Source organism: Aliagarivorans marinus DSM 23064 (assembly GCF_000429485.1).
Taxonomy (GTDB): Bacteria; Pseudomonadota; Gammaproteobacteria; order Enterobacterales; family Celerinatantimonadaceae; genus Aliagarivorans; species Aliagarivorans marinus.
On the sequence record NZ_AUBY01000008.1, the window covers coordinates 219,357 to 244,142 of the forward strand.

General features: G+C 53.4%; 23 protein-coding genes and 1 riboswitch. Of the genes, 3 read left to right on the forward strand and 20 right to left on the reverse strand.

Annotation, left to right across the window (positions count from 1 at the left end; all coding sequences use genetic code 11):
* Positions 1-173: 173 nt before the first annotated feature.
* The 3 genes from G461_RS0101005 to G461_RS0101015 all read right to left on the reverse strand — a co-directional run bounded on the left by G461_RS0101005 (position 174) and on the right by G461_RS0101015 (position 3,094).
* Positions 174-1,508: a dihydroorotase gene (locus G461_RS0101005; protein WP_035478769.1), complete on the reverse strand. Its 1,335-nt coding sequence runs from the start codon at positions 1,506-1,508 to the stop codon at positions 174-176.
* 334 nt (positions 1,509-1,842) lie between these two features.
* Positions 1,843-2,400, reverse strand: coding sequence for a zf-TFIIB domain-containing protein (locus G461_RS0101010; RefSeq protein ID WP_026970408.1), 558 nt, complete (start codon positions 2,398-2,400; stop codon positions 1,843-1,845).
* Between the two features lie 217 nt (positions 2,401-2,617).
* Positions 2,618-3,094, reverse strand: coding sequence for an Lrp/AsnC family transcriptional regulator (locus tag G461_RS0101015; RefSeq protein WP_035478771.1), 477 nt, complete (start codon positions 3,092-3,094; stop codon positions 2,618-2,620).
* A 131-nt stretch (positions 3,095-3,225) separates the two neighbouring features.
* On the opposite strand from G461_RS0101015, the gene G461_RS0101020 reads away from it, so the two are divergent.
* Complete coding sequence (locus tag G461_RS0101020) at positions 3,226-3,846, forward strand: LysE family translocator (RefSeq protein WP_026970410.1); 621 nt, start codon at positions 3,226-3,228, stop codon at positions 3,844-3,846.
* Here the strand turns inward: G461_RS0101020 and G461_RS0101025 are convergent.
* Positions 3,843-4,391, reverse strand: a complete 549-nt coding sequence (locus G461_RS0101025; RefSeq protein WP_026970411.1) for a redoxin domain-containing protein — start codon at positions 4,389-4,391, stop codon at positions 3,843-3,845. The genes G461_RS0101020 and G461_RS0101025 overlap by 4 nt on opposite strands.
* 178 nt (positions 4,392-4,569) lie before the next feature.
* On the opposite strand from G461_RS0101025, the gene G461_RS0101030 reads away from it, so the two are divergent.
* Complete coding sequence (locus tag G461_RS0101030; RefSeq protein ID WP_026970412.1) at positions 4,570-5,463, forward strand: LysR family transcriptional regulator; 894 nt, start codon at positions 4,570-4,572, stop codon at positions 5,461-5,463.
* Positions 5,464-5,566: 103 nt separating this feature from the next.
* Here the strand turns inward: G461_RS0101030 and G461_RS0101035 are convergent, their stop codons facing one another.
* From G461_RS0101035 to G461_RS0101055, 5 genes are all read right to left on the reverse strand, one after another.
* On the reverse strand, positions 5,567-6,442 hold the full coding sequence (locus G461_RS0101035) for a B12-binding domain-containing radical SAM protein (protein WP_026970413.1): 876 nt from the start codon (positions 6,440-6,442) through the stop codon (positions 5,567-5,569).
* A gap of 246 nt (positions 6,443-6,688) precedes the next feature.
* Positions 6,689-7,498, reverse strand: coding sequence for an SDR family NAD(P)-dependent oxidoreductase (locus tag G461_RS0101040; RefSeq protein WP_026970414.1), 810 nt, complete (start codon positions 7,496-7,498; stop codon positions 6,689-6,691).
* 147 nt (positions 7,499-7,645) lie between these two features.
* Positions 7,646-8,131, reverse strand: coding sequence for a DUF3299 domain-containing protein (locus tag G461_RS0101045; RefSeq protein ID WP_035478774.1), 486 nt, complete (start codon positions 8,129-8,131; stop codon positions 7,646-7,648).
* A gap of 68 nt (positions 8,132-8,199) precedes the next feature.
* Positions 8,200-9,795, reverse strand: a complete 1,596-nt coding sequence (locus G461_RS0101050) for a CehA/McbA family metallohydrolase domain-containing protein (RefSeq protein ID WP_026970416.1) — start codon at positions 9,793-9,795, stop codon at positions 8,200-8,202.
* Positions 9,796-9,967: 172 nt separating this feature from the next.
* Complete coding sequence (locus G461_RS0101055) at positions 9,968-10,480, reverse strand: MerR family transcriptional regulator (protein ID WP_026970417.1); 513 nt, start codon at positions 10,478-10,480, stop codon at positions 9,968-9,970.
* 256 nt (positions 10,481-10,736) lie between these two features.
* Here G461_RS0101055 and G461_RS0101060 point away from each other — a divergent pair, with 256 nt between their 5' ends.
* On the forward strand, positions 10,737-11,177 hold the full coding sequence (locus tag G461_RS0101060) for a hypothetical protein (protein ID WP_026970418.1): 441 nt from the start codon (positions 10,737-10,739) through the stop codon (positions 11,175-11,177).
* Positions 11,178-11,208: 31 nt separating this feature from the next.
* Here G461_RS0101060 and G461_RS22875 read toward each other — a convergent pair whose 3' ends face one another.
* The 11 genes from G461_RS22875 to G461_RS0101115 form a co-directional block, all read right to left on the reverse strand.
* The gene (locus G461_RS22875) at positions 11,209-12,579 is read right to left on the reverse strand and encodes a DEAD/DEAH box helicase (RefSeq protein WP_084428900.1); all 1,371 of its coding nucleotides are present in this window, start codon (positions 12,577-12,579) and stop codon (positions 11,209-11,211) included.
* Between the two features lie 246 nt (positions 12,580-12,825).
* The gene (locus tag G461_RS22880; protein WP_084404876.1) at positions 12,826-13,947 is read right to left on the reverse strand and encodes a zinc-dependent alcohol dehydrogenase; all 1,122 of its coding nucleotides are present in this window, start codon (positions 13,945-13,947) and stop codon (positions 12,826-12,828) included.
* 447 nt (positions 13,948-14,394) lie between these two features.
* Positions 14,395-15,615, reverse strand: a complete 1,221-nt coding sequence (locus G461_RS22890) for a cation:proton antiporter (protein WP_051333259.1) — start codon at positions 15,613-15,615, stop codon at positions 14,395-14,397.
* Positions 15,616-15,689: 74 nt separating this feature from the next.
* Positions 15,690-15,773, reverse strand: a riboswitch (Fluoride riboswitch).
* A 37-nt stretch (positions 15,774-15,810) separates the two neighbouring features.
* Positions 15,811-16,251 (reverse strand): GNAT family N-acetyltransferase, encoded by a 441-nt coding sequence (locus G461_RS0101080; RefSeq protein WP_026970419.1) that lies wholly within the window; start codon positions 16,249-16,251, stop codon positions 15,811-15,813.
* A gap of 64 nt (positions 16,252-16,315) precedes the next feature.
* Complete coding sequence (locus G461_RS0101085; protein WP_026970420.1) at positions 16,316-17,941, reverse strand: methyl-accepting chemotaxis protein; 1,626 nt, start codon at positions 17,939-17,941, stop codon at positions 16,316-16,318.
* Positions 17,942-18,102: 161 nt separating this feature from the next.
* On the reverse strand, positions 18,103-18,888 hold the full coding sequence (locus G461_RS22895) for an HDOD domain-containing protein (protein WP_051333260.1): 786 nt from the start codon (positions 18,886-18,888) through the stop codon (positions 18,103-18,105).
* Between the two features lie 172 nt (positions 18,889-19,060).
* On the reverse strand, positions 19,061-20,314 hold the full coding sequence (locus G461_RS0101095; RefSeq protein ID WP_026970421.1) for a glutamate-5-semialdehyde dehydrogenase: 1,254 nt from the start codon (positions 20,312-20,314) through the stop codon (positions 19,061-19,063).
* A gap of 8 nt (positions 20,315-20,322) precedes the next feature.
* A complete protein-coding gene (gene proB / locus G461_RS0101100; RefSeq protein ID WP_026970422.1) occupies positions 20,323-21,432 on the reverse strand; it encodes a glutamate 5-kinase in 1,110 nt (369 codons plus the stop codon).
* Between the two features lie 101 nt (positions 21,433-21,533).
* Positions 21,534-21,929, reverse strand: a complete 396-nt coding sequence (crl, locus tag G461_RS0101105) for a sigma factor-binding protein Crl (protein WP_026957369.1) — start codon at positions 21,927-21,929, stop codon at positions 21,534-21,536.
* 158 nt (positions 21,930-22,087) lie between these two features.
* Positions 22,088-23,317: an alpha/beta fold hydrolase gene (locus G461_RS22900; RefSeq protein ID WP_084428904.1), complete on the reverse strand. Its 1,230-nt coding sequence runs from the start codon at positions 23,315-23,317 to the stop codon at positions 22,088-22,090.
* Positions 23,318-23,410: 93 nt separating this feature from the next.
* Positions 23,411-24,700, reverse strand: coding sequence for an NCS2 family permease (locus G461_RS0101115; RefSeq protein WP_026970423.1), 1,290 nt, complete (start codon positions 24,698-24,700; stop codon positions 23,411-23,413).
* Positions 24,701-24,786 lie beyond the last annotated feature (86 nt).

Below are 24,786 nucleotides of genomic sequence, written 5' to 3' on the forward strand. Positions count from 1 at the left end.
TACCAAACAGCGGCCACCCAAGCCCAAATAGTAAAATGCCATGCCGCTCCCTTAAGCAAATGTTATAACGTATCATAAAACGATACGTTCAAAGTGAAAAAACATCAAGCTAAAGTAAATGATTCCTATTATCACTTAATGAGATTTTATTCTTTGCAACCGCGCGCGTTTAACTAACGAGCAAAACGCAAGCGCATTGCCTCTGGTCGCGCACCTACAGTTTGCCCATCAAATACTTGCTGGCCATTCACCCAAGTTGATTCGATACGCGCGCCAAAGGTCACGCCATCAAATGGCGACCAGCCACAGTGATAGAGGCTGTTCTCGTGGGTAACGCTGGTTGAGGACTCGCAATCAACCAGCACTAAATCGGCAAAAAACCCTTCGCGGAGAAAGCCACGCTCGGCCACCGCATAACGCAGTGCCGGGTTGTGCGAGACTTTCTCAATCACTTGCGGCAGGCTCATACGCCCCTGCTTTACATGCTCCAGCAAGCTGAGTAAGGCATGTTGCACCAGCGGCAAACCAGCCGGCGCCTTGTCATAATCCACCTGCTTTTCATCCCAGGTATGCGGCGCGTGATCAGTGGCGATAATATCGATTTGATTGCTGTGTAATGCCTTAATCAAGGCATCCCGATCGCTGGGGTACTTCACCGCAGGGTTGCACTTAATCAGATTGCCCCGATCGGTGTAGTCTTGATTGCTAAACCACAGATGATGCACACAGGCTTCAGCGGTGATGTGCTTGCCCGCAATGGGGCCGGCGCTGAACAAGCTCAGCTCCTTCTCAGTGGTAATGTGCAGCACGTGCAACTGGCTGCCATGGCGCTTGGCTAAGTCAACCGCATAGGATGAGGAGGCATAACAGGCTTCGGCGTCGCGCAAACGAGGGTGATCGTCGATGGTGAAGATACTCTTTTGCTTGAGTAACTCCGCGCGATTGCGAGCAATGACAGGTCCGCTTTCGCAATGGGTGACAATCAATACTGGCGACTCTCGGAAGATATCATCCAGCGCCTGCGGCGCTTCCACCAACAGATCGCCCGTCGATGCCCCCATAAACACCTTCACGCCGCAGTGCTTGGTGGGGTCGAGTCGCTTGATCTGTTCGAGGTTGTCTTCGGTGGCCCCTAAGTAGAAGCCATAGTTGCCGTAGGCGCAGTTCGCAGCAATCACGTACTTTGCTTCCAGCGCTTCGATGGTGGTAGTGGCAGGGCTCACATTGGGCATCTCCATAAAGCTGGTGATACCGCCTGCGACGGCTGCGCGCGATTCGCTGGCGATATTGCCCTTGTGGGTGAGCCCCGGCTCACGAAAGTGCACTTGATCGTCAATCATACCGGGAAGCAGGTAACGGCCACCGCCTTCAACTACCGTGTCATTGGCTTGCGGCGTAATCTCGCGCTCAATGCGCTCGATTCGTTGGCCACTAATCCGAAGATCTCCCTCGCTGATCTTACCTTCGTTCACGATTCGGACGTTCTTAATCACGGTAGCCGCAGCCATATACCTGTTCTCCTGTATGCAATCTAGCCAGCTGTATTGAGTGCCATTCGCTTGTCATAGAACTGGCAAACCTAAGATGAATAAACAATATGTTACAACATATCATTTATGTCTCTTATGCTAACCCGTTACGTGTTGGATGTGCAGGGTAAAACCACGCATCTTTCAAGCTTGTCAGCAACCCGGTCGGCGTTGGGAGAAAGTGTTGTATGGAGAAAATTGATAGAGGGAAGAGAGTTGCTACCTACGTCGCAGAAGCAGCCGCAGCAGGAGCCGCATAAGGCGCAACACCAGGCAAGATGCCGGCGGGCGAGTGCCACACCGGCCGGTTTTACTATCGCTCTGCTGAGTAGGGATCTTCAGCAAGGATGTAGGCGCGCAAGTCAGCGCGTTGTGGTTGGCTCTCCAGCCAGGCTCTGATTGCTTTAACCTTGGCGTAGGTCTCGTCACCAAACTTATCGTTATAGATATCACTGAAGCTTTGCTTAGCGCTCTGCTCTTTAATCTGATTCTGCCACTGCTTGGTTACCAGCGCGTTTAGCGAACCGGCCAGGCCTTCAGATTTGAGCAGCTCCCATTCGCCACTGTCCAACCAGATACCGCCTACGGCAGCGCTGTAGTCAACGCGGTGTTCGTTGGTGGATGAGATACGGAATTTGCGCATGATGGCGCCAGATACCGGACAAATCAGCGCTTTTTTGGTGTCGGAGGCCTCATCTGACTCAAAGGCAATGTTCTCAGCAAACACGTAATCGGCATTACGCTCTTTCCAGGCCACGAAGTCCTCGATAAGGATCCAGTTGCCGCCACAGTGTGTACACGTATGGGCTCTGAACTGGCCCTCAATAAAACAAGGCGTCAAGTCTCCTTGCTTACAGCTAGTGCACTTCATACTACCCTCTCCAACTCGTTAAAAATTCTTATTCATGCGTTTGGCGAGCGCTTAGCGATTATGCTGAAGCGGGCCATCTTCGCGATACGCGCCAAGATTAACACTATCGATTTTTCTTATCTATCAGACGCTTAAAAGGTATATATTTTGATGAGAATAGTGATATTTTAGTGATGCCAAGCACAACCTAAACCAGCCAGATGCCAACCTTCAAGCCTTACTCCAAGGGAAGCGTTTGCTGGCTCTTTATCTCTTTCACCGAGATGCTGGAGTGAAGCGCGCTCACCCCTTTTACCCGACGCAACTGGTGAATGCGGTCGTAGTACTCATCCAGATCCCGGGCGATGACCTGAACGATATAATCCGCCCCACCAGCAGTGCAATGGCACATCGGTATCCACTCAGTAGCTGCCACAAAGGCTTCAAATGCATCGGTGCTCTCTACCTCGTGGCTACTCAAGGTCACCTGGGTAAAGCCCACCATGGTAAAGCCCAGCTTCTTGCGATTGAGCACCGCAGAGTACTCACTGATATAGCCCTCTTCTTCCAGGCGCTTCCAGCGGCGCCAGCAGGGTGTTTCGCTCAGATTTACCTTCTCAGAAAGCTTGCTGTTACTAATTCGCCCTTCAGCTTGGATATGTTTGAGCATGGCAATATCGGTATCATCCAACTTCGCTTGAGTATTTTCCTTCATATACAGCTCTATATTTAAAAGATTCCTTCCTCATAAGGTCTAATCATAATGCAAAAGGCAACGTTCTTTCAGGGGATTTGCATAGACTATCCAGATTAACTCTATAAATGGTTTGCTTAGGGAAGAACGCTATGGATACACAACTTGTCATCGCTTTTTTGGTGTTCGCCTTTTCGATGTGTATTACCCCCGGGGCGGGAAACATTGCCTTGTTGGGGATCGCCAATCGCTATGGCTTCTCTGGTGCGATTCCCTTTGTTGTTGGGACCAGCTTAGGGGTACTGCTGGTGTTTGCCGGCACCAGCGCCGGGCTGCTCGGTGTGCTGACGCGCTACCCCGCACTCTTTCTAACACTTAAGTACGCAGGCGCCGCTTACTTACTGTATATGGCATGGGGTATCAGTCGCTTTCAAAACGATGCGAATGCAAGAGCAGACGCAGGGACAGATGCAGGAGCGATTGCCGACTCAGGTATGCTAACGGGTGCCTTGCTGCAGATCCTCAATCCCAAAGCTTGGATAGCAGCGATGACAGTGTTCACCCAGTTCAGCAATCCAAACTACAGCCTGCTACAACAGGCCGTGGTGGTCTGCTTAGCATTTACGCTGGTGACACTGCTCTGCACGTCGGTCTGGGCGCTGGGCGGGTCACTACTGATGCGCCTGCTGCAGTCCCCACAGCAGGTGCGTCGGGTAAGCCAAGGTCTAGGGCTGACCTTGGCGATAACGGTGGTGTTTATGCTGGCCAACTAGGCCAAGTTGTAGTCCAAGGTGCCGCGGATCGGATAGTGGTTATCGGGGTCGCGGATCCACGCTAGGCCGCGACTCAAGGCACCTAACTCTGGACGTACGAAGGGATTGTTGGAGATATCCACCACATGCAGCTTGCCGAACTCGTTCACCACAAACAGTCCCGGCTCGGCAAAGTTATGATCGGTCTCTTGTTCAGAGCGAGGTAGCGAGATGTACACGCCCAAGGTTTTCATCTGCTCTTCGCTTAAGCCATAAGCAATTGGGAAACTGACCTCTAACTTCTCCAGGTGGGTTTCGAGCTGCGCCTTGGAATCAGCCGATACAGCTAAAATGTCGACCCCGGCATCGGCAAAAGCCTGCTTGTAGCCTTCTAGCTCGTTGAGGTATTTGGTGCACAACGGGCAGTGCTTACCGCGATACACAAACACCGCTTGCCAGGTGGCATCGCCCTGCGGCTTGCCCAGTACCACCTCGTTGTCATCAAGCAGCACCGCACTGATATGTGGAAAGTCATCGCCTGCTTTTAACTTGTTCGAATACACCATGTTTACTCCGTGGATTATTGAACGCACAGCCGTAAGTGTGGAAGCCGAATCCTTGAAGTTCAAGCAGTTAACTTTTAGTAACCTAAGTCGATTTGATCTCCCGTAACTGGCTTTAGCGTTGCAGTGACAGGCCAGGCCATCTAAGGTAAGTCCATGAACTTGATTTAGTTTTTATCCAATGAACATTGATCACCTAAAACTGTTTGTACGTTTGGCCAGCACCGCCAACATCAGCCAGGCAGGTCAGGAGCTGGGACTATCGCCGGCGGTGGCCAGCGCCCATGTCTCCAAGCTCGAAGAGAGTCTAGGAGTGCGCTTGGTGCATCGCACCACCCGTAAGGTCTCGCTTACCGAGGAGGGCCAGGCCTTCTTGCCCCATGCCGAGGAGGTGCTCACCCGGGTGGAAGCGGCTCGAGCCTCGGTGGGAGCGGGGAATACTCTGCCCTCTGGCATTCTTCGGGTAACGGCCCCCGCCTCTTTCGGCCGCATGCACCTGATACCGGCCCTGAGCGATTTTCAAGCCCAGTATCCAGAGCTTAAGCTTGATCTGCGCCTCAGCGATACCATTGTGGATTTGGTCGAAGGTGGCTTCGATATCGCCATTCGTGATGCGGTGTTAAAAGACTCCACCTTGGTGGCACGCAAGCTGGCCAGTGACCGGCGCTTAACGGTCGCCTCCCCTGCCTATCTGGCTAAGCACGGTCAGCCACAGCACCCGGATGAGCTAACCCAACACCGATGCATTACCCTGTCGGGCCTGGATCTGTGGCACTATGACAGTCCCACTGGCCCACTTGCGGTTAAGGTTTCAGGGCTGCTGCGCACCGATAATGGCGAGGCGGTGCGCGATGCCAGCGTCAATGGCTTGGGCGTCACCATTAGCTCGACCTGGTGTTGCTATCAGCAGCTACAACGTGGCGAGTTAGTGCCAGTGCTCGAAGACTACCCGCTGCTCTCAGATACCGCTATCTGGGCGGTCTACCCTAGCTCACGCTTATTAGCGCCCAAGGTCAGAGCCTTTATCGACTTCTTTGCAGAGCGCTTTGCCGAGCCCTGTTATTGGGAGCAATAAGGTCACGCTTTCGGGCGATTTCTCTCGGTCGTCGGGCATCAGCAGCCATCGAGCATTAGCAGCCGTCGAGCATTAGTAGCCACCGAGGTAGCTGCACTCGCGTTTACCAAGAGAAGGTCTGAATGATCTGCTGCTGGGTAATGGGGTTAGTCGCAACCTCATGATTGATGCGCTCTAAGAATGCATGACGTGCCTGTGGCAGCATACCGCGCATCGGCGAGATGTTATTGCCATGATCCCCCCAGTAGTAACAATCAAAGTCTTGCAGATTCTCCAATAGGTACTGCTCTTCTTGTAAGATCTGCAGCGGAGAGGGCAAGCTAAAGCGCCCCTGCTCCACCTCATGCTCCAGTTCAGTGCCCGGCTGTATCGCCAGCGCCATTGGTGCAATCTCCTCTGGCTTTAGCTGATTTACCAGCGCTGTGGTCGCCTCGATATGCTGTTTGGAGCGCTCGCGCCCGCCCAAGCCAAAGATAAACGAGGCTAGCACGCGAATGCCGGCTTGCTTGGCGCGTGCCATGCCTTCGATGGCATGCTCCGGCGTCATGCGTTTGCCAATGCGCTCCAACACCTCGCGATCGCCCGACTCTAGCCCGGCGTACACCATGTTCAACCCCGCTTGACGGATCTTGATAAGATCTTCCACACTCTTGCGCCGCAAATCATTAAACCCCGCGTACATCGAGATGTTTTGAACCTCTGGGAACGTAGCCGTAATCTTGTTCAGTACTTTAACCAAGTAGTCGGTTCGCGCCGCCATCACATTGCCATCGATAAGGAATATGGACTCCACGCGATGATAGCGCTGGCGTAAACCCTCGATATCTTGAAACACATCGTCAAGATCGCGGATCTTAAATCGTTTATCGCGAAACATGTTGCAGAAAGTACAGGTGTTAATAGAGCAGCCCAGTGTTACCTGAATCAATACACTCTCCGCTTCTGTCCACGGGCGGTAAATCTTGCCTTCGTATCGCATCTTGAAATCTCCGGTTGTCACGCCTCAGGGATTTAGTTGCTCGGCGTGATGAACGATGCGGCGAAGATTAGCAGGCGCTTATACAGGCGATAATCCCGACTGCTTGTGAATCAGTTTTTAGAATTTGTTGAAAATCGAGGGTTAATATCGCCGCCAAGTAAGCACAGCGGGTAAAACCAGGCGGGAGGCAAAAGAAAAGGCACTGCTACCCCTGTAGGTATCAGTGCCTCAAAAGAGCGGGATGGCTTACAGGCCTGAGGTTAATTGCTCTATCGCTGCCATCACCGCTGCGCTCTTATCAGGGTCGAGCGCATCTGGGTGGGGCGAGGCAAAGCGGCGGCTATCGTTATCGAAGTATTTGCCCGAGGCATCGGCAAACTCTTCGGAAAGCGCTGCTCGGCAGAGGATATCGGCCCCCACGCGCAGATCGCCACCGGCCACCCCAAAGGCATCTTTGACCATTTTGCTGCCGAGCATTGAGGCTGGATTGACCGCCACCACCAGCGGGCCGCGTTGGTCTTGCTGATTCTTCAGGCCAATCACCCGCGACCAGATGGTAAGCGCCAGCTTGCTTTGGGCATAGGCTTGGCCATCGGAGAGTGTCTGTTCGCCATTTAGGGCAGCGATACTGACGCTGGCCTGCGCCGCAGACGAGAGGTTCACCACCCGCGCTTGAGGGCCCAGCAAGTCCGCCAGTTTCTGCATTAGCAGGTACGGTGCCAAGGTATTCACCACAAAGCGCACATCTAAGCCTTTATCCGCCACGGTATTTGGCGTGTTGTAGACACCCGCATTGTTGATCAATACATCTAAGTGCGAGTGCTGCTGTTTAATGGAATCGGCCAAGGCCTGCACCTCGGCAAAGCGCGACAGATCTGCTTGATAAGCGTCTATGGCAGCCTCGGGATAACGCTCACTTAAGGCCTGGCGGGTGGCCTCTAACTTGGCGGCATTGCGTCCGTGCAACAGCACGTGATGGCCTTGCTCAGCCAGCATGCTGGCGGTTTCCAGGCCGATGCCATCGGTGGAGCCGGTGATCAATATGGTCTTCGACATGTTCTCTCCAGATAGATATTGCGCTCAGCATGGCAGCGCGACGAGGGTCAACTGACACAAGTGTAGCTAGCCCCCGGGCAACTGAGTATCAGTAAGCGCTAAAAAGAGATTCTTCTAAGACCATATAATCATTGGATAACGACACCACTATTTGTAGCTAGTCATCACCTCGCCCTCTAGCTGATAGCCCACCATCGCCAGGTCATGATCAAAGGTTTGCGTGCGCAGGGTTCCGGTTACATTCACCACCTCCCACATCCCTTTAATCGGCACATAATCGTCCATTACAACATGAACGATTTGGTTCTGTGGTGGCGGCGGTACATGAATACATGCGCCGTAAAATGGCACCAGCAAGAACTCCTTCACCGCCATGCTGGTTCCTTCAATCGGGATCACAAAGCCCGGTATTTTGACCTGTTGATTGTTGAGCTCTTCCCTAACCGAGCCAACAAAGCTTTGCTCGTTGTTAGCTGGCAAGCTCTCATCGTGCATGCCCAATTGCTGCTGATTAACCGTTGCCATCACTTGATCGACTTCGTCATCTGGCACCAAATCGAGCCAGCTCAGCTCGAGTACCTCGGCACTAACCGACCATCCCAGCAACATCAGTAAATAGAGTAATTTCGGCACAAATAATTCCTTAAAAACTAAGAAAGGGGCTAACCTAGTTAGCCCCTGAGTTGGCAGCGTTTGCGCAGTTAGCCTTCTACGTTGAAGTAGATCGGGCTTGAGTAGAACCACAAGCTATTGAAGTTATCGCGGTCTGATTGACCTGAACCTCGACGGAAATCTACGTTCGGGTTGCCGTCACGGTCCATGCGCTCGCTGTTGATTTCGATATCGGTACCGCGGATACGGAAGTACATATCTTTCTCAACGCCTTCTACGGTGTAAGACATTTCGTAGTAGCCATGCTCATCTGGCTGGTAGTCGCTGGTGAAGAAGCGATGATGCAGGCGAGTACTGCGGTTATATGGCAGACTGTAGTCTGGGGTACCCGGCTGAGCAGGCTCCACCATCTCGCCGCCGATCAAATCGATGTGGTCCACCACTGGTGCATCGGTATCGTCGTTGTTTTCTGAGAACCAGTTGCCGGTAGATGGCTTGAAGCGCACGGTAATGGTGACGCTATCACCTTGCTGAACGAACAGGTCATCACCCATCATCTGCAAGTCGTGGGTCGATTCGGCAAAGAAGCTTAGGTCTTCAATCAGGTTGCCGTACATCGCTACGGTTTTGCCGTTACACACGGCGGCCATGACATTAGGTACATCAAATTCTTGGCCTTCATCTAGCCACACCAGAGTCTTGTTGTACTGACCCGGAGCATAGGCATCGTGGAAGTCTGAGTTAGAAGTTAGGTAAATCTTGTGGCCCTCAGCGAGCAAAGCATCCCACTCACCGCCAAGCTCGTTCACCGAGTAATCCACCCCGCCATAAACGAAGGCGCGGATGTTACCGTTGTAGCTGTCATACTCGTATTCGGCGCGCAGGTCGGTCGCTTGGTTACCCGGCAGACCTTCATAGGCACACATCAACCCCGGAGCGGCATTCAGCAGATCGCGGTAGTCCGCGATGGTGTAGTTGTCACCCTTGCGGTTGGGGTGGTTAAACTGAATCAAGCCCTGACCGGCAGGGATATTGTTGTACAGCCATTCAATCGCTTTCTTGCCTTCGGTTTCAGGGTCAAAACGCTCCCCCTCTTCCAGCCACTTAAGTACTTCTTCTTGAGAGTAGTAACTCTCGTCATAATCTTGGGCGTAGAACTCAAACTGGCGCATAAAGTCGATGCTGGCGTCTGAGTTAACCGCATCTAGGAACATCCATACATTGGTATGCTCATAGTTGTCATTATTCCACTCAGTACCAGCAATCAGCACTTTGCCTTGCTCAAGGTACTTGTCGAAGTGCTGGAGTTGATAGCGCTTGATAGCATCAAAAACCGGAAGAGGCGTGTCTGCCGCGACGTTTTGATCGTCACGATGGGTCAGGCGCAAATGGTCAGCCATAAAGACAAAATCGAGGTTATAGACGTCGAAGGCTCGACGCAGCCCTTCATCCACTGGCGTGTGAGCATCCTCAGAAATCGCAGAATGCACGTGGAAGTCACCCGCTACATAGCGGCCCGCTTTAAGCTCGGGTTTGGCTTCAGGAGGCAGAGGGCCCGGCTGTTCAGGAAGGATGGGCAGTACAGGCAGCTCATCATCACGCGCCGTATCGTCATTGGAGCTATTACATCCAGCCAATGCCAGCGTGCAGCAGGCAGCAACCAAGCTGTAGCGAAGTTTCATCATTATTGTTTTCCTTAGGTGTCGCGTCAGTGTGACGCGCGCACTTTAGGTAGCAATGGTTAAAGAATAATGACAAAACAGTGAAACATTCCACTCACACCAAAATATGCAGATGAATGTTTCACTTGATGGGGACTATTTACCCCTTGGGAGAACTATATCACTACTAATACATCTATAGCTTTCGAATCTTCGCGATCTCACTTTCACCAATACCTAAAGATTCGAGAAACTTTTGGTGCTCCTCAGGCTCCATCTCTTCAAACTTTCTATGCCAACTCGTCATCGCAGCTTCATCAAAACCTGCAGCCTGCATGATTTCTACCCAACGTCGTTTAGTGACCATTTTACTCTCCAATAGCTTCGGATCTTGCAGCAACACAACGATTGCCCGCTGTTGCTCACGTAGTTTGCTTATCTCGGTTTCCAGTAACTCAAAGTGCTCTCTGAGCACTTTGGCCTGATCCGTAGATGCCTGTCGATTGAGCAGACTGTTAATACTTGCCACCGACAAACCATAACTGCGATAAGCAACAATGGTTTGCAACCGCGTAAGCTCGCTTTCACCGTACCAACGATAGCCATTGGCAGAACGCAGCTTAGGAGCAATCAATCCTTGGCGTTCGTAGTACAGCAGCGTGGCTCGAGAAATACCGCAGCGTCTTGCTAAGTCAGTGACCGTTATCATCGTATTACCTGTTTGCTAATCGAGCGGAGAGTATCAAGGCTAAACCTTTAGACAGGTCAACAGGGATGATAGCGTCATTGATGAATAACATCTAAAAAGCATCCAGTTGGCACAGTGGAGGCTATTCTCGCGCGAAGTGAAGTATTGAGGCTAATTTGGTCAATGTTCAAAAATCCGGCGCATTAGTGGATCGCAACTTGCTTAGTTAGATCACATTTTAGCAATCACTGCCGTACGGCAAGCAATAGAGCCGATAATGAAGATTGATAGCAATGCCGCTACCTTGTATAGCGAGGCCACACCTAAACAGTTACCAAAGAAGCTGTCCTACGACACCGCCATTGAACCTCAGCACCAATGCAGCGGCGATACCCTGAAACGCATCGACTTTAGCCACACCACCAGCAAGGCCTTGATGGATTGGGTGGACGAACAAGTAGCCGAGGGCCATATGGCGCTGCCGTTACGGCAACACTTTGCCGATATGACCCTGCAGATCCCAGTCACTAGCCGTAACAACGAGATGCAATGGCTGGATGACGATAGCAACTGCCTTAACTTTATTGAACGGGCTGAAACCGCCATCGAAGCGGCGCGCAGCAGCGGCGATAGCCAGACGAGACAGCACTTAGAACAAGCGCTTGAGGTGATGCATCGCCACCAAGGCATGGCCATCGGCATCGATGCCCACGCCTAAGCGATGAGAAGGTGATTGCTATTGAGGCAAACTAGCGGTTGCCACTTTGACTGCGTTGGCGATTGCCGTTGGCTTGGCCACGCGAGTTAGGGTTGCGGCGGCGATTGCTGTTACGAGAGTTATTGCGCGGCTTACGTGGTGCCTCTGAAGCGCCCTCACCCGATTGCTGATTACCCGCATTGCCAGAGCTGTTAGCGCCGGTTTTCGGCTTGTTCTTCTTTGGCTTCTTCGGTTTAACCGGTTTAAGTGGCTTGGACGCAGACAAGGGATTGGTCGGCTCAAAACCTTCCAACGATTGGCGCTCCAGGTGCTGCTGGGTCAACTGCTCAATCGCCACCAACAGCTTGTGCTCATCTTCCGAGACCAAGGAGATCGCATGACCGCTGGCACCCGCGCGGCCAGTACGGCCAATCCGGTGCACGTAGTCTTCCGCCACGTTCGGCAGGTCGAAGTTCACCACCTGTGGCAGTTGGTCGATATCCAGACCACGTGCGGCGATGTCGGTGGCAATCAGAGCGCGGATGGCGCCTGATTTAAAATCGGCCAGCGCTTTAGTACGAGCATTCTGGCTCTTATTGCCATGAATGGCGGCAGAGCTAATACCACGCTCTTCGAGCTTACGCGCAATTCGGTTGGCGCCGTGCTTGGTACGGCTAAATACCAACACCTGCTGCCAGTCGCCTTGCTTGATAAGCTTGGCCAGCGCACCGATTTTGCGGCTCTTATCAACCGAGTAGATCCACTGCTCAACGGTGCGTGCGGTGGCATTACGCGGGTTCACATCGATCTCAATCGGGTTGTGTACCAAGCCTTTCGCCAGGGCGCGGATCTCATCGGAGAAGGTCGCCGAGAACAGCAGGTTCTGACGCTTGGCCGGCAGCAGCGCCAGAATCTTTTTGATATCGCGGATAAAGCCCATGTCCAACATGCGATCGGCTTCATCAAGGATCAGCACCTCTAGCTGATTAAAGCGCACCGCATTTTGCTGATACAGATCTAGTAGGCGACCCGGCGTTGCCACCAACACATCGCAGCCTCGGCGCAGCCCCATCATCTGTGGGTTGATCTTCACGCCGCCAAACACCACCTGCGAGCGCAGCGGGGTGTGCTTGCCATACACCGCGACACTCTCACCCACTTGAGCGGCTAGCTCACGGGTCGGCGTAAGCACCAAGGCGCGCACATTGTTGCTGCCGGCGCGTTGTCCGCCGAGTAGGCGCTCTAGTAGTGGCAAGGTAAAACCGGCGGTTTTACCGGTACCGGTTTGCGCGGCAGCCATCACGTCCTGGCCGTCGATGACCGCAGGAATGGCTTGCTGTTGAATCGGTGAAGGCGTGGTGTAGCCCTTCTCTTCGATGGCTTTAAGGATGGCAGGTGACAGACCCAGGGAAGTAAAACTCATAGTTGCTCTCTTTGCTAGCGCGGTGCACTGTGGAATCTGAAACCTACTCCACCGCAAAGTAGGGCGCGCAGCATACAGCAAGCACAGCTCAGGGGCCAGCAGATAATCCATCGAAGAGGTCGCAGTTGAACCGGCAAAACGTAGGCGCTACCGGTCACAGCGAGACGCAACCACACGCATTGACTCTCAAGAACGGAAAAAGCGCCCGAAGGCGCTTTGTGGTCATAAAAGCTGGTGTAGCATCGCTTAGCTATTCAGGGTGACAACCTTGATCCCTTCCATGCGGATGTTGGTTTCAACCGCTTCGGTCAGCTCTTCAAGTGGGAACTCGTGGGTTACCAGCTTCTCGATGGGCAGGCCGATGGCTTTAATGCCTTTCATACATTCGATGGCATTCGGGTAGTCCTCCGGGCTGTAGGCCCAAGAGCCCACCAAAGTGATCTCTTTGTTACAGATATCGAAGTGCGGGTTGATGGCCGCTTCGCCATTGTCCACAAAGAAGCCCAGCTCACACAGGCCGCCACCACGGGCGATCAACTTCCATACCGCAGATGCTGCCGCCGGTACGCCGGTGCATTGGAAGGCGAATTGCGCGCCACGGCCGTTGGTCAGAGCTTGAACTGCTTCAACCAGCCCCTCGGTGCCCGCAAACTTAGTGAAGTTCAGCACCTCAGTAGCGCCAAGCTCTTTGGCAAGCTCCAGGCGCGAGTCCTGGCCATCGATGGCGATGATGTTTTGCACGCCCAGCGTCTTCAGCACCGCAATAATCGACAGACCGATGGGGCCTGCGCCTTGAATCAGCACTGGTGATGCAAAGTTGATCAGGTTGGTGGTTTTAGCGCGCTCAACGGCGTGCACCGCGACAGCTACTGGCTCAATCAGAATGCGCTCTTTCACGTTAAACTCAGACACGTTGAAGAAGGTAGAGCCGGCTTTCAGTACCAAGTAGTCGCCAAACCAGCCATTGAAGCGGTTGTCTTCTTGCTCGCCCATCAAGCCGTAGCAGCCCATATTCTCACACAGGTTGGTGCGCCCCGGGGTGGCCTTACAAGGCTCACATTCACCACACGGGATAATGCTGGTGATCACTTTCGAACCCAGTGCAACCGCCTTGCCGGTGGTATCGCAGGTTACGTTCTTGCCCAGTTTTACGATTTCACCGGTACCTTCGTGGCCCAGCACCACCGGAATCATGCCGAAGGGGTCGTTGCGGTATTCGTGCACGTCGGTGCCACAAACGCCACAGCCTTCGATCTTAACCAGAATCTCATCGTCGCCGATCTGAGGAATAGCAAACTCCTCAAACTTAAAGGTTTTCAGATCGGTAAGTACTGCGACCTTGGCCTTCTCCGGGATTTCCACTGACATATTTTCTCTCCATTTTCGATATAGCTTCAGATTCTTGACCTGACTGAATGCAAAGGGGGCTTAGGCGCAGAAAAACCGGGCTATTCCCGCCATTGCGCCCCGCTTACTGAGAGGAGATAGATGCCTATCTGTGCAGGAATAGACACTAATCGCAAGGTGGCCACAATCGGGCAGAAACAACCCGGTTTCTCTGACATAAACCCGCATAACGGCTTAACGAACTGCTGGTTCACTAAAGCAAAATCGTTAATACCCGCATTCAATCCAGGTGATTAATGATGCAAAGACTACCCTATCGCTGAGACAGACGATGAATGCCGGATTAGGCAAAAACTGTACGCATTTGCCAGTTATGGAAAGACTAAAGCGTAACTGTGATGAATATGGCGTAGAAATGAAAAAGGAGGAAAAACGGCGAGGCGCTGATTTTGCTTCGCCATTGGGCGACTAAGGCGCCAGCTTCTCGCTACCTTGCGAGGCTTGAGTGGCTGATTGAGGCGTGGTCAGCAACTTACGGGCAAACAGATTAAGGCCGATAAGCCCCATCGGCGCAGTAAAGATGATCGCCATCACCGCAAGCGCGAGGATAATCTCACCTTCGGGCACCCCGGCTGCCAACGCCACGCCGCCAAGTGCGGCCTGCACCGTAGCTTTAGGCATATAGGCAATCACACAAAACAGCCGCTCTTTAAAGGTCAGCGAGGAGAACTGGGTGGCCAGCAGCACACCGATAGAGCGCGCCACCAAGCCGAGCATGATGGCCAGCAAGCCAGTGGCCCCAGCGCCAATCGCCACTCCGACATCCACCGACAGGCCAATTAACACAAACAAGGCAATCTGGGCGAAGTACCAGATATGGCCAAACAGGCTGGAGAGCTCGGTGGCCTGCTGCTCGGCTTTCTCTAGCAAGATAAAGCCCATCGCCATCACCCCAAGCAGCGCCGCAGCGTTGATCCAGTGACCCACTTCAACCAGCAACACGGCCAGGGTCAGCATCAGCAAGATCTTCTCAACCAAAGGCAGGTTGTAGCGCTTGAACACCCACGCCAACAATAAGCCCAACGCCAGCCCGGGCAGCAGGCCAGTGATAATCGACACCGGGATCTGCCAGGCCACCGCTTGCCAGGCAATATCACCGGTGGTGGCCATACCCAAGCACAAGGAGAACAGGGTAATGGCAATCACATCATCCACCGAGGCACCGGCTAGAACGATGGTCGGCACTTCACGTTCACTGCCATAGCCCTCTGCCTTGAGCTCCAACATGCTCGGCACGACTACCGCTGGCGACACCGCGGCCAGCATAAAGCCGGTGAGCCCGGCGACCACCACATCGAAATCGAACAGCGCTTGAAGCACAAAGGTCAGCGCGATACCTTCGAACAGGCAGGGGATAAAGGTCATCAGCAAGGCCGGTAGGCCCGCTCGCGACAGGGTCGCCCGGCTGATCCCCAGCCCCGCCTTAAGCAAGATAATGATCAGGGCTAGCGACTTAAGAAAGCCAGCCCCTTCATTGAGCGATGGCGGCAAGGCATCGCCGAAGTAGTAGCCCAAGGCTATGCCAACAAACACCATACCCAGCACGCCGGGTAAGCGCAGTAGGTTCACCAGCTTGCTGGCATACAGGCCAAAGAATAATACACAAAAGAAAACTATACCGAGGGACACGTGGCCTCCAAACTCGAGGGGGGATACAACGGACCGATCTGTCCTGTGAATCCCCTAACTATAACAAAGGGTTAAGATACACAGGAGTCATCAGCTGTATGCGCTTTTCAGCTACTCACAGGGCGGTTGTTCGGCGCAGCTCCATCGCCGAAAGATTGGTATTCTACAGTAAGGCCCAGTGAGAACAAGCCACCGCTAGAGAGGCAGGCGAAATGCCTGCATGGATGAGCGGATAAAGCCCTGTTGCTGATAGACGTGCTGAGCTGGGTGGTTGTCGTGATCGGTCAGCAAGGTTACACGCCCGCACTGGCGAAACTTCGCTTGCTCTATCGCCGCCTTCAACAAGGCACTGCCAATGCCTTGGCCGCGATAGGCCTTCGATACCACCATATCCTCCAAGGTCGCCACTCGCCCACCTAAGGCAGTGGAGAAGTTATACAGCAGGCTGACCATAGCGAACACCTGCTCGCCTTCCAGAGCGAGCAATACCTCACCGGTATTATGTTGGAAGATTGACTGAAGACCCTGTTGCTGGCGCTCCGGGTCGACATGAAACTCAGCCTCTTGCTCAAACAGTTGAGCCAATAGCCGAGTGAGCGCAGGAATATCACTTTCAGTTGCCAGGCGAATAATCATGGGGACGTCCTTATCTGTTGTCCCCGATTATATCAAAACCACCCAGCCAGACTGGGCCACGCCCTCAGAACAGCTTGAAACGCGCGACAGAACTGGAGAAATCATCCACCAAAGTGTTCACCTGCTGTGCGGTATCTTGCACTTCTGCCGCGCTTTGGTGGTTGTTCATCGCCATCGCCGTGATCTGGCTGACTCGGTCTGCCAGCTCCATGTTGGCTGAGGTTTGCTCTTGCAGGGAATGGGTCACTTCTCGAATAATCGCCACCAGCTGCTCGGATAGCTGCCGCATATGCGAGACCTTTTGCTCTACCTGCTCGGTCTGCTGCATGTTTTCCTCAACAAAGCCCATGCTGTTGTTGATATGGGTAACGGTGTTATCGATACCTTCGTGCACATAGCGGATGGTTTGGGCAATCTGCTTGGTCGACTCTGAGGTGCGCTCTGCCAGCGCCCTAACCTGCTCAGCCACCACTGCAAAGCCACGCCCCTGATCGCCCGCCCTTGCGGCCTCAATCGCGGCATTGAGCGCCAGCAGGTTGGTTTGCTCGGCCACATCGTTAATCACCTTCACCACCCCTTCAATCTCTTTGGAGTGTTTACCTAACTCGGTAATGGCCTCGCTGGATGCCTTGGCACTTTGGTAGATCTGCTGCATATCCACCAAGGTTTGATGCATGCTTTTAGAGCCGCTCTCAGCTTCCTCGCCATTCTGGTTACTCAGGTCAGTCATCTTGCTGGCGTCATCCGAGATAACGTTGATGCTTTGGGTGAACTGCTCCACCAACGCGGCAATGGTATTGGTATCGTCGGACTGGCGATTGGAGGCCTGCACGATATGGCTGGATAACCCAGCCAGCTTGTCGGCTTGATCATCGAGCTGTTTCACCCCGTTGTGGATACCCGACAGCGTCTGGGAGAAGGCATTCATCAAGTTGTTTAGCGCCACCCCGACCCGGGCAATCTCATTGCGGCCGTCTTGGGGATAGCGCAGCGACAAATCGAGGTCGCTTTCTGCTTGCGAGAGAGAGTTCGACAGGTAGCGCAGCGGCCTGACGATACTGGACGCAATCACCAAAGAGAAGCCGATCAAACCACCGGTGAGCATGACCACGCCTAGCAGTAGCCAGACCACATCGTGCCAAAAGCTGCGCTCAACATCATCGACATAAAGGCCAGTGTTCAGCACCCAGCCCCACTCATCGAAGCTCAGTGAATAGCTGATCTTGTGATAAGGGGTTTTGTCCTCGCCAGCCTTGGGCCAGTAGTAATCGACCCAACCGCCGCCTTGGCGCGCCGCATTCACCGCATCACGCACAATATGCACACCGTTAACATCTTTAAGTTCGTTCAAGTCTTTGCCGATCAGTTGCTTGGCGATGGGGTGATGGACCATTTCGGAGTTAAAGCTATACACCATGAAATAGCCATTGTCGCCATAGCGCATCGCATCCAAGGCTTGGAGCGCGCGTTGCTGGGCCTCTTCTGAAGAGAGCTGACCTTGGCGGGCCTGTTCTGCAAAGCTTTCGACCAAGGTGTAGGCAGTCTCCACCAGTACTTTGATCTGGAGCTGACGCTCCTCCAACATTCCGTGTTTCTTATTAAGTAGCGTTACACCGGCCACCAGTACAATTGAGATGCTAGCAAGAGCAATCAGCAACAACAGGCGTTGGCGAATAGAAAGCGCATTCATGGAGGACTCCCTTCCTTACATTTCTTGCAAATAACACAAAGCTCAACAAAAGCATAGATGCTAGTGCTATGACTAGGAAGGATTTATTGACTTTATTGTTATAAAAACGAGGAAGACTGTTACAAGTCAAGAGGGAGCAAAGCTTTGCTCCCTTATTGTGGCTAATCCGCAATGGATGAAGCAAACTCAGCGCCAGCCGTCATTAGATCTGGCAGTTGTTCTGTCACTTTATCCGGGGCTACGCCCAAACGTAGGGTCAAGATAGAACCAAGCAGCCGGTTCAGCTCTTCGTTTTCCTCGCAATCCGGTTCGGTTGCCAGGCAATCCACTAACGCAGCTGAAAAGTACACCAAGGCGGGGAAGCCCTGAGAGTTTTTACCGACTGAGCTACCCTGCGCCTCGATGGCGCTAACGATATCATCGGGGAAGTTCCAGGTTTCCGCTAATGTCGCCCCCACCTGCGCGCTGCTCACCCCCGTGGTATCGATATGGGGCGTTTCAACTTCGGTGTAGGCCAGCAGCACACTGCCTATGTCGTACATCATGCCGCAGGTAAAGGCCACGTCCGGGTTAAGCTTGGCAGGCCGTGCTAGCTCTTTGCTGATGGTGGCCACCTGAAAGCTTCTGGTCCAAAAGGCCTTCAGGTCAAAGCCGGGAATCGATTTGGTCATGCTAGCCATGCCTGAGGCAATCACCAAGGTGCGCACGGTGTTGTAGCCCAAGCGCACCACTGCTTCGTCCATCGAGGCGATGGTCCTTGCCCCACCAAAGCGCGCGGTGTTTGCTAGCCTCAATACCTTGATGGAGATGACCGGGTCTAAGGAAATCTGTTGGGCGATGTATTCGAGGTCAAGCTCATCATCATCGAAGCCATTGATGAGGTCCTGAACGATCTTTCTGATTTTCGGTAGTTTATTGATATTGGATATCACAGCATCAGTGCTCATAAGCATCCATCCCTGATAAAAAAGAAATGACGAGGGGATCGCCTTAGCTTTAGTAATACATCTATCAAAATAGGCCAGCTATTCAGCTTTACCAATGAGCAGCGCTGACTAGCGCGCATAAAAAAGGCCCCGCATTGCGAGGCCTGATGATTAGTCATTAACTATGAGTGGCTTAGCTGCGCACCAGCATGTCTGCCACGCCAATCCACTTGTAACTGGTCAGCTCTTCCAGCCCCATTGGGCCACGGGCATGCAGCTTTTGGGTCGACACCGCCACTTCGGCGCCCAAACCAAACTGTGCACCATCGGTAAAGCGGGTAGATGCATTCACATACACCGCCGCCGAACCAGCTGCATTAACAAACTTCTCGATGGCTGGCATACGATAGCTCAGGATAGCATCGGAATGGCTGGCGTTATGCTCGCGCATATGGGCGATGGCTTCGTCCACATCGGCAACCACCTTCACCCCAAGGGTGAAACTCAGCCACTCGGTATCGAAATCGCCGTCGGCGGCTTCGCGCAACTCAGCAGCGCCGCTTAGGCCCGCATAGGCGCTGGCGTCGGCCACCAGGCTAACCTTGGCTTGGTTCATCCGCTCAACCAGCTTAGGTAGCAGGCTATCGGCCACCGCTTGATCCACCAGCAAGGTGTCCAATGCATTACAGGCTGAAGGGCGTTGTACCTTGGAGTTCTCAATCACATCTAGGGCTTTGTCCACGTCAACACTGTCATCGACATACACATGGCTGATACCAAAGCCGCCGATGATCACTGGAATGGTGCTGTTCTCCTGACACATCTTGTGCAGGCCCGCGCCACCGCGAGGAATGATCATATCGACATATTGGTCGAGCTTGAGTAGCTGAGCCACCAGCTCGCGGTCAGGCTTGGCGATATACTGCACCGAATGAGCAGGCAGGCCAGATTTCTCCAGCGCCGCTTGGATCACTGCCACCAGAGCCATATTCGATTGGAAGGTCTCTTTACCGCCACGCAAGATGCTGGCATTACCGGTCTTCAAGCACAGCGCTGCGATATCGATGGTCACGTTAGGGCGGGCTTCGTAGATAACCCCCACTACACCCAGTGGTACGCGGCGACGTGAAAGGCGCATGCCGTTTTCCAGCACGCGGCAATCAATCTCGCTGCCAACCGGGTCGTTAAGGTTCACTACATTGCGCACATCGCTGGCAATACCGGCCAAGCGCTCGGGGTAGAGGGTAAGGCGATCGAGCATCGCTTCGCCAATACCGGCTTCACGCGCGGCGGCCAAGTCGTTGGCATTGGCGGCTAAGATTTCCGCTTCGCGCGCTTCCAGCTCATCGGCGATGGCAAGCAGCGCGGCGTTTTTCTGCGCCGTTGAGGCGGTTGCCAGCTCAAAGCTGGCTTGCTGGGCTTGTTGCCCCAAAATTTGCATATCCATGTTGCTTCCTATTTCAACACTAAGTCGTCACGGTGCACCGCAACTGGCCCATACACATAGCCGAGAACAGCTTCGATCTGCTCCGAGTGTAGGCCTTTGATTCTATCAATATCTTGATACTGGTAGCGACAGATGCCGCGGGCAATCTCTTGACCATTCTCATTGGTCAGGCGCACCACATCGCCACGGTAAAAGCTGCCACGCGCCGCAACCACGCCTTTTGGCAGCAAGCTGGAGCCACGCTCCACCACCGCTCGGCAAGCACCGGCGTCGAGTACCAGCTCGCCTTGTGGAGGGGGACCGGCCAACAACCAGCGCTTGCGATTCTCCAGCGGGGTTTGGGTGGCGCGAAAACGGGTGCCGACATTCTCACCGGCAGCCGCTTTGGTCACCGCCTGCTCGGCGTGGCCGGCAGCAATCACCACCTCAACGCCAGCACGGCGCGCAATATCGGCCGCCTGTAGCTTGGTGGCCATGCCGCCAGTGCCCAAGCCGCTTACGCTATCACCGGCCAGCGCTTTGATTGACTCATCAATCTCTTGCACTTCTTCAATAAGCTTGGCGTCGGGGTTAGAGCGGGGATCTGCGGTGAACAGTCCCGGCTGATCGGTCAGCAGCACCAGTTTATCGGCTTCGGCCAGAATCGCCGCCAGTGCCGACAAGTTGTCGTTATCACCCACCTTAATCTCAGCGGTGGCAACCGCATCATTCTCGTTGATCACCGGCACAATGCCGTGATCAAGCAGCGCTTTGAGCGTGTCGCGGGCATTTAAGAAGCGCTCGCGATCTTCCATATCGGCGCGAGTCAGCAACATCTGGCCAACGTGCAGGCCGTAGATATTGAACAGGTTTTCCCAGGTCTGGAACAGTTGGATCTGGCCTACTGCCGCCAGCATCTGCTTGTTCGCCATAGTCGGCGAGATAGCGCCGAGTTTGTGCGACAGGTGTTCACGACCGGCCGCCTGTGCGCCCGAGCTCACCACCACCAACTGGTGTCCTGCTTTGCGCAACAGGGCGAACTGGCGCACCAGTTCAATCATATGGGCACGATCTAATTTGGAGGTGCCGCCAGTGAGTACACTGGTACCCAATTTAACAACGATTGTTTGCTTTGACATTTTCACCGCATGTACTGAGCCAATCAAAGGGGCTTATTCTAACTGAATATTGAAGGTGGGCGCATCCAATAGCTGCGCCCAATTAAAACGAAATGTGGTATTTAGGCTGCCGGGAGTGCTTGACTCGGCGAAAGCGAAGCCGATGCTTCGATGGGCAAGGAAAGTTCGTCTAACAGATTAAGCAGCTTTTGGTAAAACACATCCAGTGACTTGGTCACTTCTTCTTGATGTTTCTTCGGGATAGCGCACTCATCCCAATCACCTTTCTCGTTGTAGATGCCCCAAGTATAGTTGTACTCGAAGCCTTGTTCGGTCACAACTAGCTGCATCCACCAACCGTAGAACTCTCTGACTTCAGCTGCAGGTTTGGCACTTACACAGGCGGCCAGACAATCGAAGAAATAGCATTCCTTGCTACTCTGCTCTCCGCGCAGGTAAGGTCCAAGCTCGGTAAACTTCTTTACCAGTTTGCCGTGAGTTGGCCATTTTACATCCATGTTTGTTTACCCTCCCAAATGGTAAATCAACTGCTAGATATCCTTCATAGCTTAGGGTTGCGGCAGTTGTCAGTGCTTATTGAAAGGCTGTCTTTTAGCACCTTACGAACCAACAACTTGCGCAACCTAAGAACTATAATGACCCGATTAAAATTAAATCACAAATGCTTTTGCAGCCACTTGGTCACATCTGCGAAGATGCTATTAAAGGCGTGATTCTCCGCAATCGAGTCCATCACCTTCACCGTGCAGTCGCTAGAGGCATGAGATAACAAGTTAAGATCTTCCGCCGGACAGAGGTAGTCGCCGCCCCGCCCCAGCACAAACAGCGGCAAACGAGTATGCATCGCCCCCAGCAAGCCTTGGGTTTTCAAAGACAAGGGCAAGCACTTATAGAACAGCGCTTCGGGGTCGGCACTATCGATGCCTAAGCGGTTGGCCAAACAATCCCGATACATCTGCGGCAAGGCCTTCATCCGATTGATATCGCTAAAGATGCGGTCCACCGGCCCGGCTAGAATCGCCGCGGCTTTTAAGCGTTCTGGCGCTAAAAAGGCCATCCGCGCGGCAATGTTACCAGCAAATCGGTAGCCCAGTACCGCCACCCGGGTGTGGTCCACCCATGGCACATCTTCCAGATGATCCAAGATCGCCATATGGATGTGGCTGCTGTCTTGCTGCAAACACCACTGGGTGCTGTGCCCCACCCCAGGCAGATCGACACTCAGCATGGCAAAACCGGCTTTCGCGAAGTAGTGCTGGAAGATGGGATACAGCTCAGGCTGGATACTGTCGATACCGCCACTGACAATCACCAGTGGTTTCGGGCTGTCATCATCGGGCAGGTGCAGGTAACACTCAATGTGCCGGTTATCCACCGGGATGTTGAGCTTTTTCACCAGATACGGGCTGTGGTCCACCGCGCTTAGCAGGTGGGTATAGGACAAGGCATGGGTCGCGGTGGCGATCTGATCGCCCTTAAAGTGCGGGAAGCCTGCCATGGTGGCGTAGTAGCTCGCCATCAGGTACTGCTTATGGGCTTGTGGCTCATCGTGGGCTTCAGCGAAGGCCTTGGCCATGCTGGCTGACGATGACGACAGCTTCATAAACTCGAAGCTCCAGCTGCCGGGTTGATAGCCGCCTACGGTATCCAACATCTCGCTGGTTCGCGGCTTGTCACAGGCGGAGATACGGGAGAACACCGATTGGATATCAATCCAGGACATACCCATCCATTGCCATAACCACGGCCGTTGGATACGGTACCAGGGCCGGCCATCATCTTGAGTCTCAGCTTTTAGTTGGCGGGCTTTCGAATTGGAAATCGTAGAGGTTTCTTTTACGGTTACGCGTGGCTTAAATAAGCTCTCAGAAAGATTTTCCGACACACTACGTCCTACTTGTACTTATTGCGTTCGGCCAATATAAACAAAAAAGCCATTCCGAGGAATGGCTTTTATCAACAGAAATTCAGTTTCTTTTTAGAAGAACAGAAACTTCAACACAAATACTACAGCCAGTACCCAAACGCTAACCGGAACGTCACGATGACGACCAGCCAGTAACTTAATTGCAGCATATGAGATAAAGCCTAGCGCGATACCGTCGGCGATGGAGAATGACAGCGGCATCATAATCGCAACAACCGCAGCAGGCGCCGCTTCAGTCAGGTCAGTCCAATCGACATTGATAAGGCCCGACATCATCAGCACACATACGTAGAACAGTGCGCCAGCGGTGGCGTAAGCTGGAACCATGCCTGCCAGAGGCGCCAAGAACAGCGCAGCCAGGAACAAGGTACCTACAACTACCGCGGTCAGACCGGTACGGCCACCTTCTTCCACACCCGCGCCACTTTCGATGTACGAGGTAGTGCTTGAGGTACCCAGCGCCGCACCAGAGATGGTTGCGGTTGCATCGGCCATCAGCGCCTTGCTCAGGCGTGGCAGCTTGCCGTTTTCGTCCAGCAGGTTACCGCGCTGAGCAACCGCAGTCAGGGTGCCAGCGGTGTCGAACAAATCAACGAACAGGAAGGCGAAGATAACGCTTACCATGGTAACGTCGAAGGCACCAGCGATATCCAGCTTCAGGAAGGTCGGTGCAGGGTTTGGCGGCATAGACACGATACCGCCGAACTCAACATAGCCCAGCGCAATCGACAGCACAGTAATTGCCAAGATGGAGATCAGCACCCCACCTTTTACTTTGCGGTATTCCAGACCAATGATCAGGAAGAAGCCCAAAGTAGCCAGCAGCATCTGAGGAACATTCTCGTGCCCCAAACTTACCAAAGTGGCTGGGTTATCGACGATGATGCCGGCATTTTTCAGGGCGATGAAGCCCAAGAATAGACCGATACCAGCGCCGATACCCACGCGAAGGGTTTGTGGAATCGAGTTGATGATCCACTCACGCACCTTAAACAGGCTCAGTGCCATAAAGATGGTACCTGAGATGAACACCGCACCCAGCGCCACTTCCCAAGTGTGTCCCATGCCCAGCACTACACCGTAGGTGAAGAAGGCATTAAGACCCATACCCGGTGCTTGGGCGATTGGATAGTTTGCGTAGAAACCCATCACATAACAGCCGATCGCTGCAGCTAAACAGGTCGCAACAAATACTGCGCCCTGATCCATGCCGGTCGCTGATAGCATGCTGGGGTTCACGAAGATAATGTAGGCCATGGTGAGGAAGGTGGTTAAACCTGCAATCACCTCGGTACGCACGTCGGTACCGTGGTCCTTCAGTTGAAAGAGTTTTTCTAACATGTTTGTGTATTTTCCTAGGCGAGCTTTAGTTAACCGGGGGCTTAACTACGCTGTGCTTTTTCCCTGCTGGTAAAAGCCCCACAGCA

Coding starts and splice junctions, on each gene's coding strand:
- G461_RS0101015 (WP_035478771.1), bottom strand. CDS start 3,094: ATGAAGGAAAATACTCAAGCGAAGTTGGATGATACCGATATTGCCATG.
- G461_RS0101025 (WP_026970411.1), bottom strand. CDS start 4,391: ATGGTGTATTCGAACAAGTTAAAAGCAGGCGATGACTTTCCACATATC.
- crl (WP_026957369.1), bottom strand. CDS start 21,929: ATGGATGTAAAATGGCCAACTCACGGCAAACTGGTAAAGAAGTTTACC.
- G461_RS0101035 (WP_026970413.1), bottom strand. CDS start 6,442: ATGCGATACGAAGGCAAGATTTACCGCCCGTGGACAGAAGCGGAGAGT.
- G461_RS0101095 (WP_026970421.1), bottom strand. CDS start 20,314: ATGGATATGCAAATTTTGGGGCAACAAGCCCAGCAAGCCAGCTTTGAG.
- G461_RS0101040 (WP_026970414.1), bottom strand. CDS start 7,498: ATGTCGAAGACCATATTGATCACCGGCTCCACCGATGGCATCGGCCTG.
- G461_RS0101060 (WP_026970418.1), top strand. CDS start 10,737: ATGAAGATTGATAGCAATGCCGCTACCTTGTATAGCGAGGCCACACCT.
- G461_RS22880 (WP_084404876.1), bottom strand. CDS start 13,947: ATGTCAGTGGAAATCCCGGAGAAGGCCAAGGTCGCAGTACTTACCGAT.
- G461_RS0101050 (WP_026970416.1), bottom strand. CDS start 9,795: ATGATGAAACTTCGCTACAGCTTGGTTGCTGCCTGCTGCACGCTGGCA.
- G461_RS0101080 (WP_026970419.1), bottom strand. CDS start 16,251: ATGATTATTCGCCTGGCAACTGAAAGTGATATTCCTGCGCTCACTCGG.
- G461_RS0101030 (WP_026970412.1), top strand. CDS start 4,570: ATGAACATTGATCACCTAAAACTGTTTGTACGTTTGGCCAGCACCGCC.
- G461_RS0101010 (WP_026970408.1), bottom strand. CDS start 2,400: ATGAAGTGCACTAGCTGTAAGCAAGGAGACTTGACGCCTTGTTTTATT.
- G461_RS0101115 (WP_026970423.1), bottom strand. CDS start 24,700: ATGTTAGAAAAACTCTTTCAACTGAAGGACCACGGTACCGACGTGCGT.
- G461_RS0101020 (WP_026970410.1), top strand. CDS start 3,226: ATGGATACACAACTTGTCATCGCTTTTTTGGTGTTCGCCTTTTCGATG.
- G461_RS22895 (WP_051333260.1), bottom strand. CDS start 18,888: ATGAGCACTGATGCTGTGATATCCAATATCAATAAACTACCGAAAATC.
- proB (WP_026970422.1), bottom strand. CDS start 21,432: ATGTCAAAGCAAACAATCGTTGTTAAATTGGGTACCAGTGTACTCACT.
- G461_RS0101055 (WP_026970417.1), bottom strand. CDS start 10,480: ATGATAACGGTCACTGACTTAGCAAGACGCTGCGGTATTTCTCGAGCC.
- G461_RS0101085 (WP_026970420.1), bottom strand. CDS start 17,941: ATGAATGCGCTTTCTATTCGCCAACGCCTGTTGTTGCTGATTGCTCTT.
- G461_RS22875 (WP_084428900.1), bottom strand. CDS start 12,579: ATGAGTTTTACTTCCCTGGGTCTGTCACCTGCCATCCTTAAAGCCATC.
- G461_RS0101005 (WP_035478769.1), bottom strand. CDS start 1,508: ATGGCTGCGGCTACCGTGATTAAGAACGTCCGAATCGTGAACGAAGGT.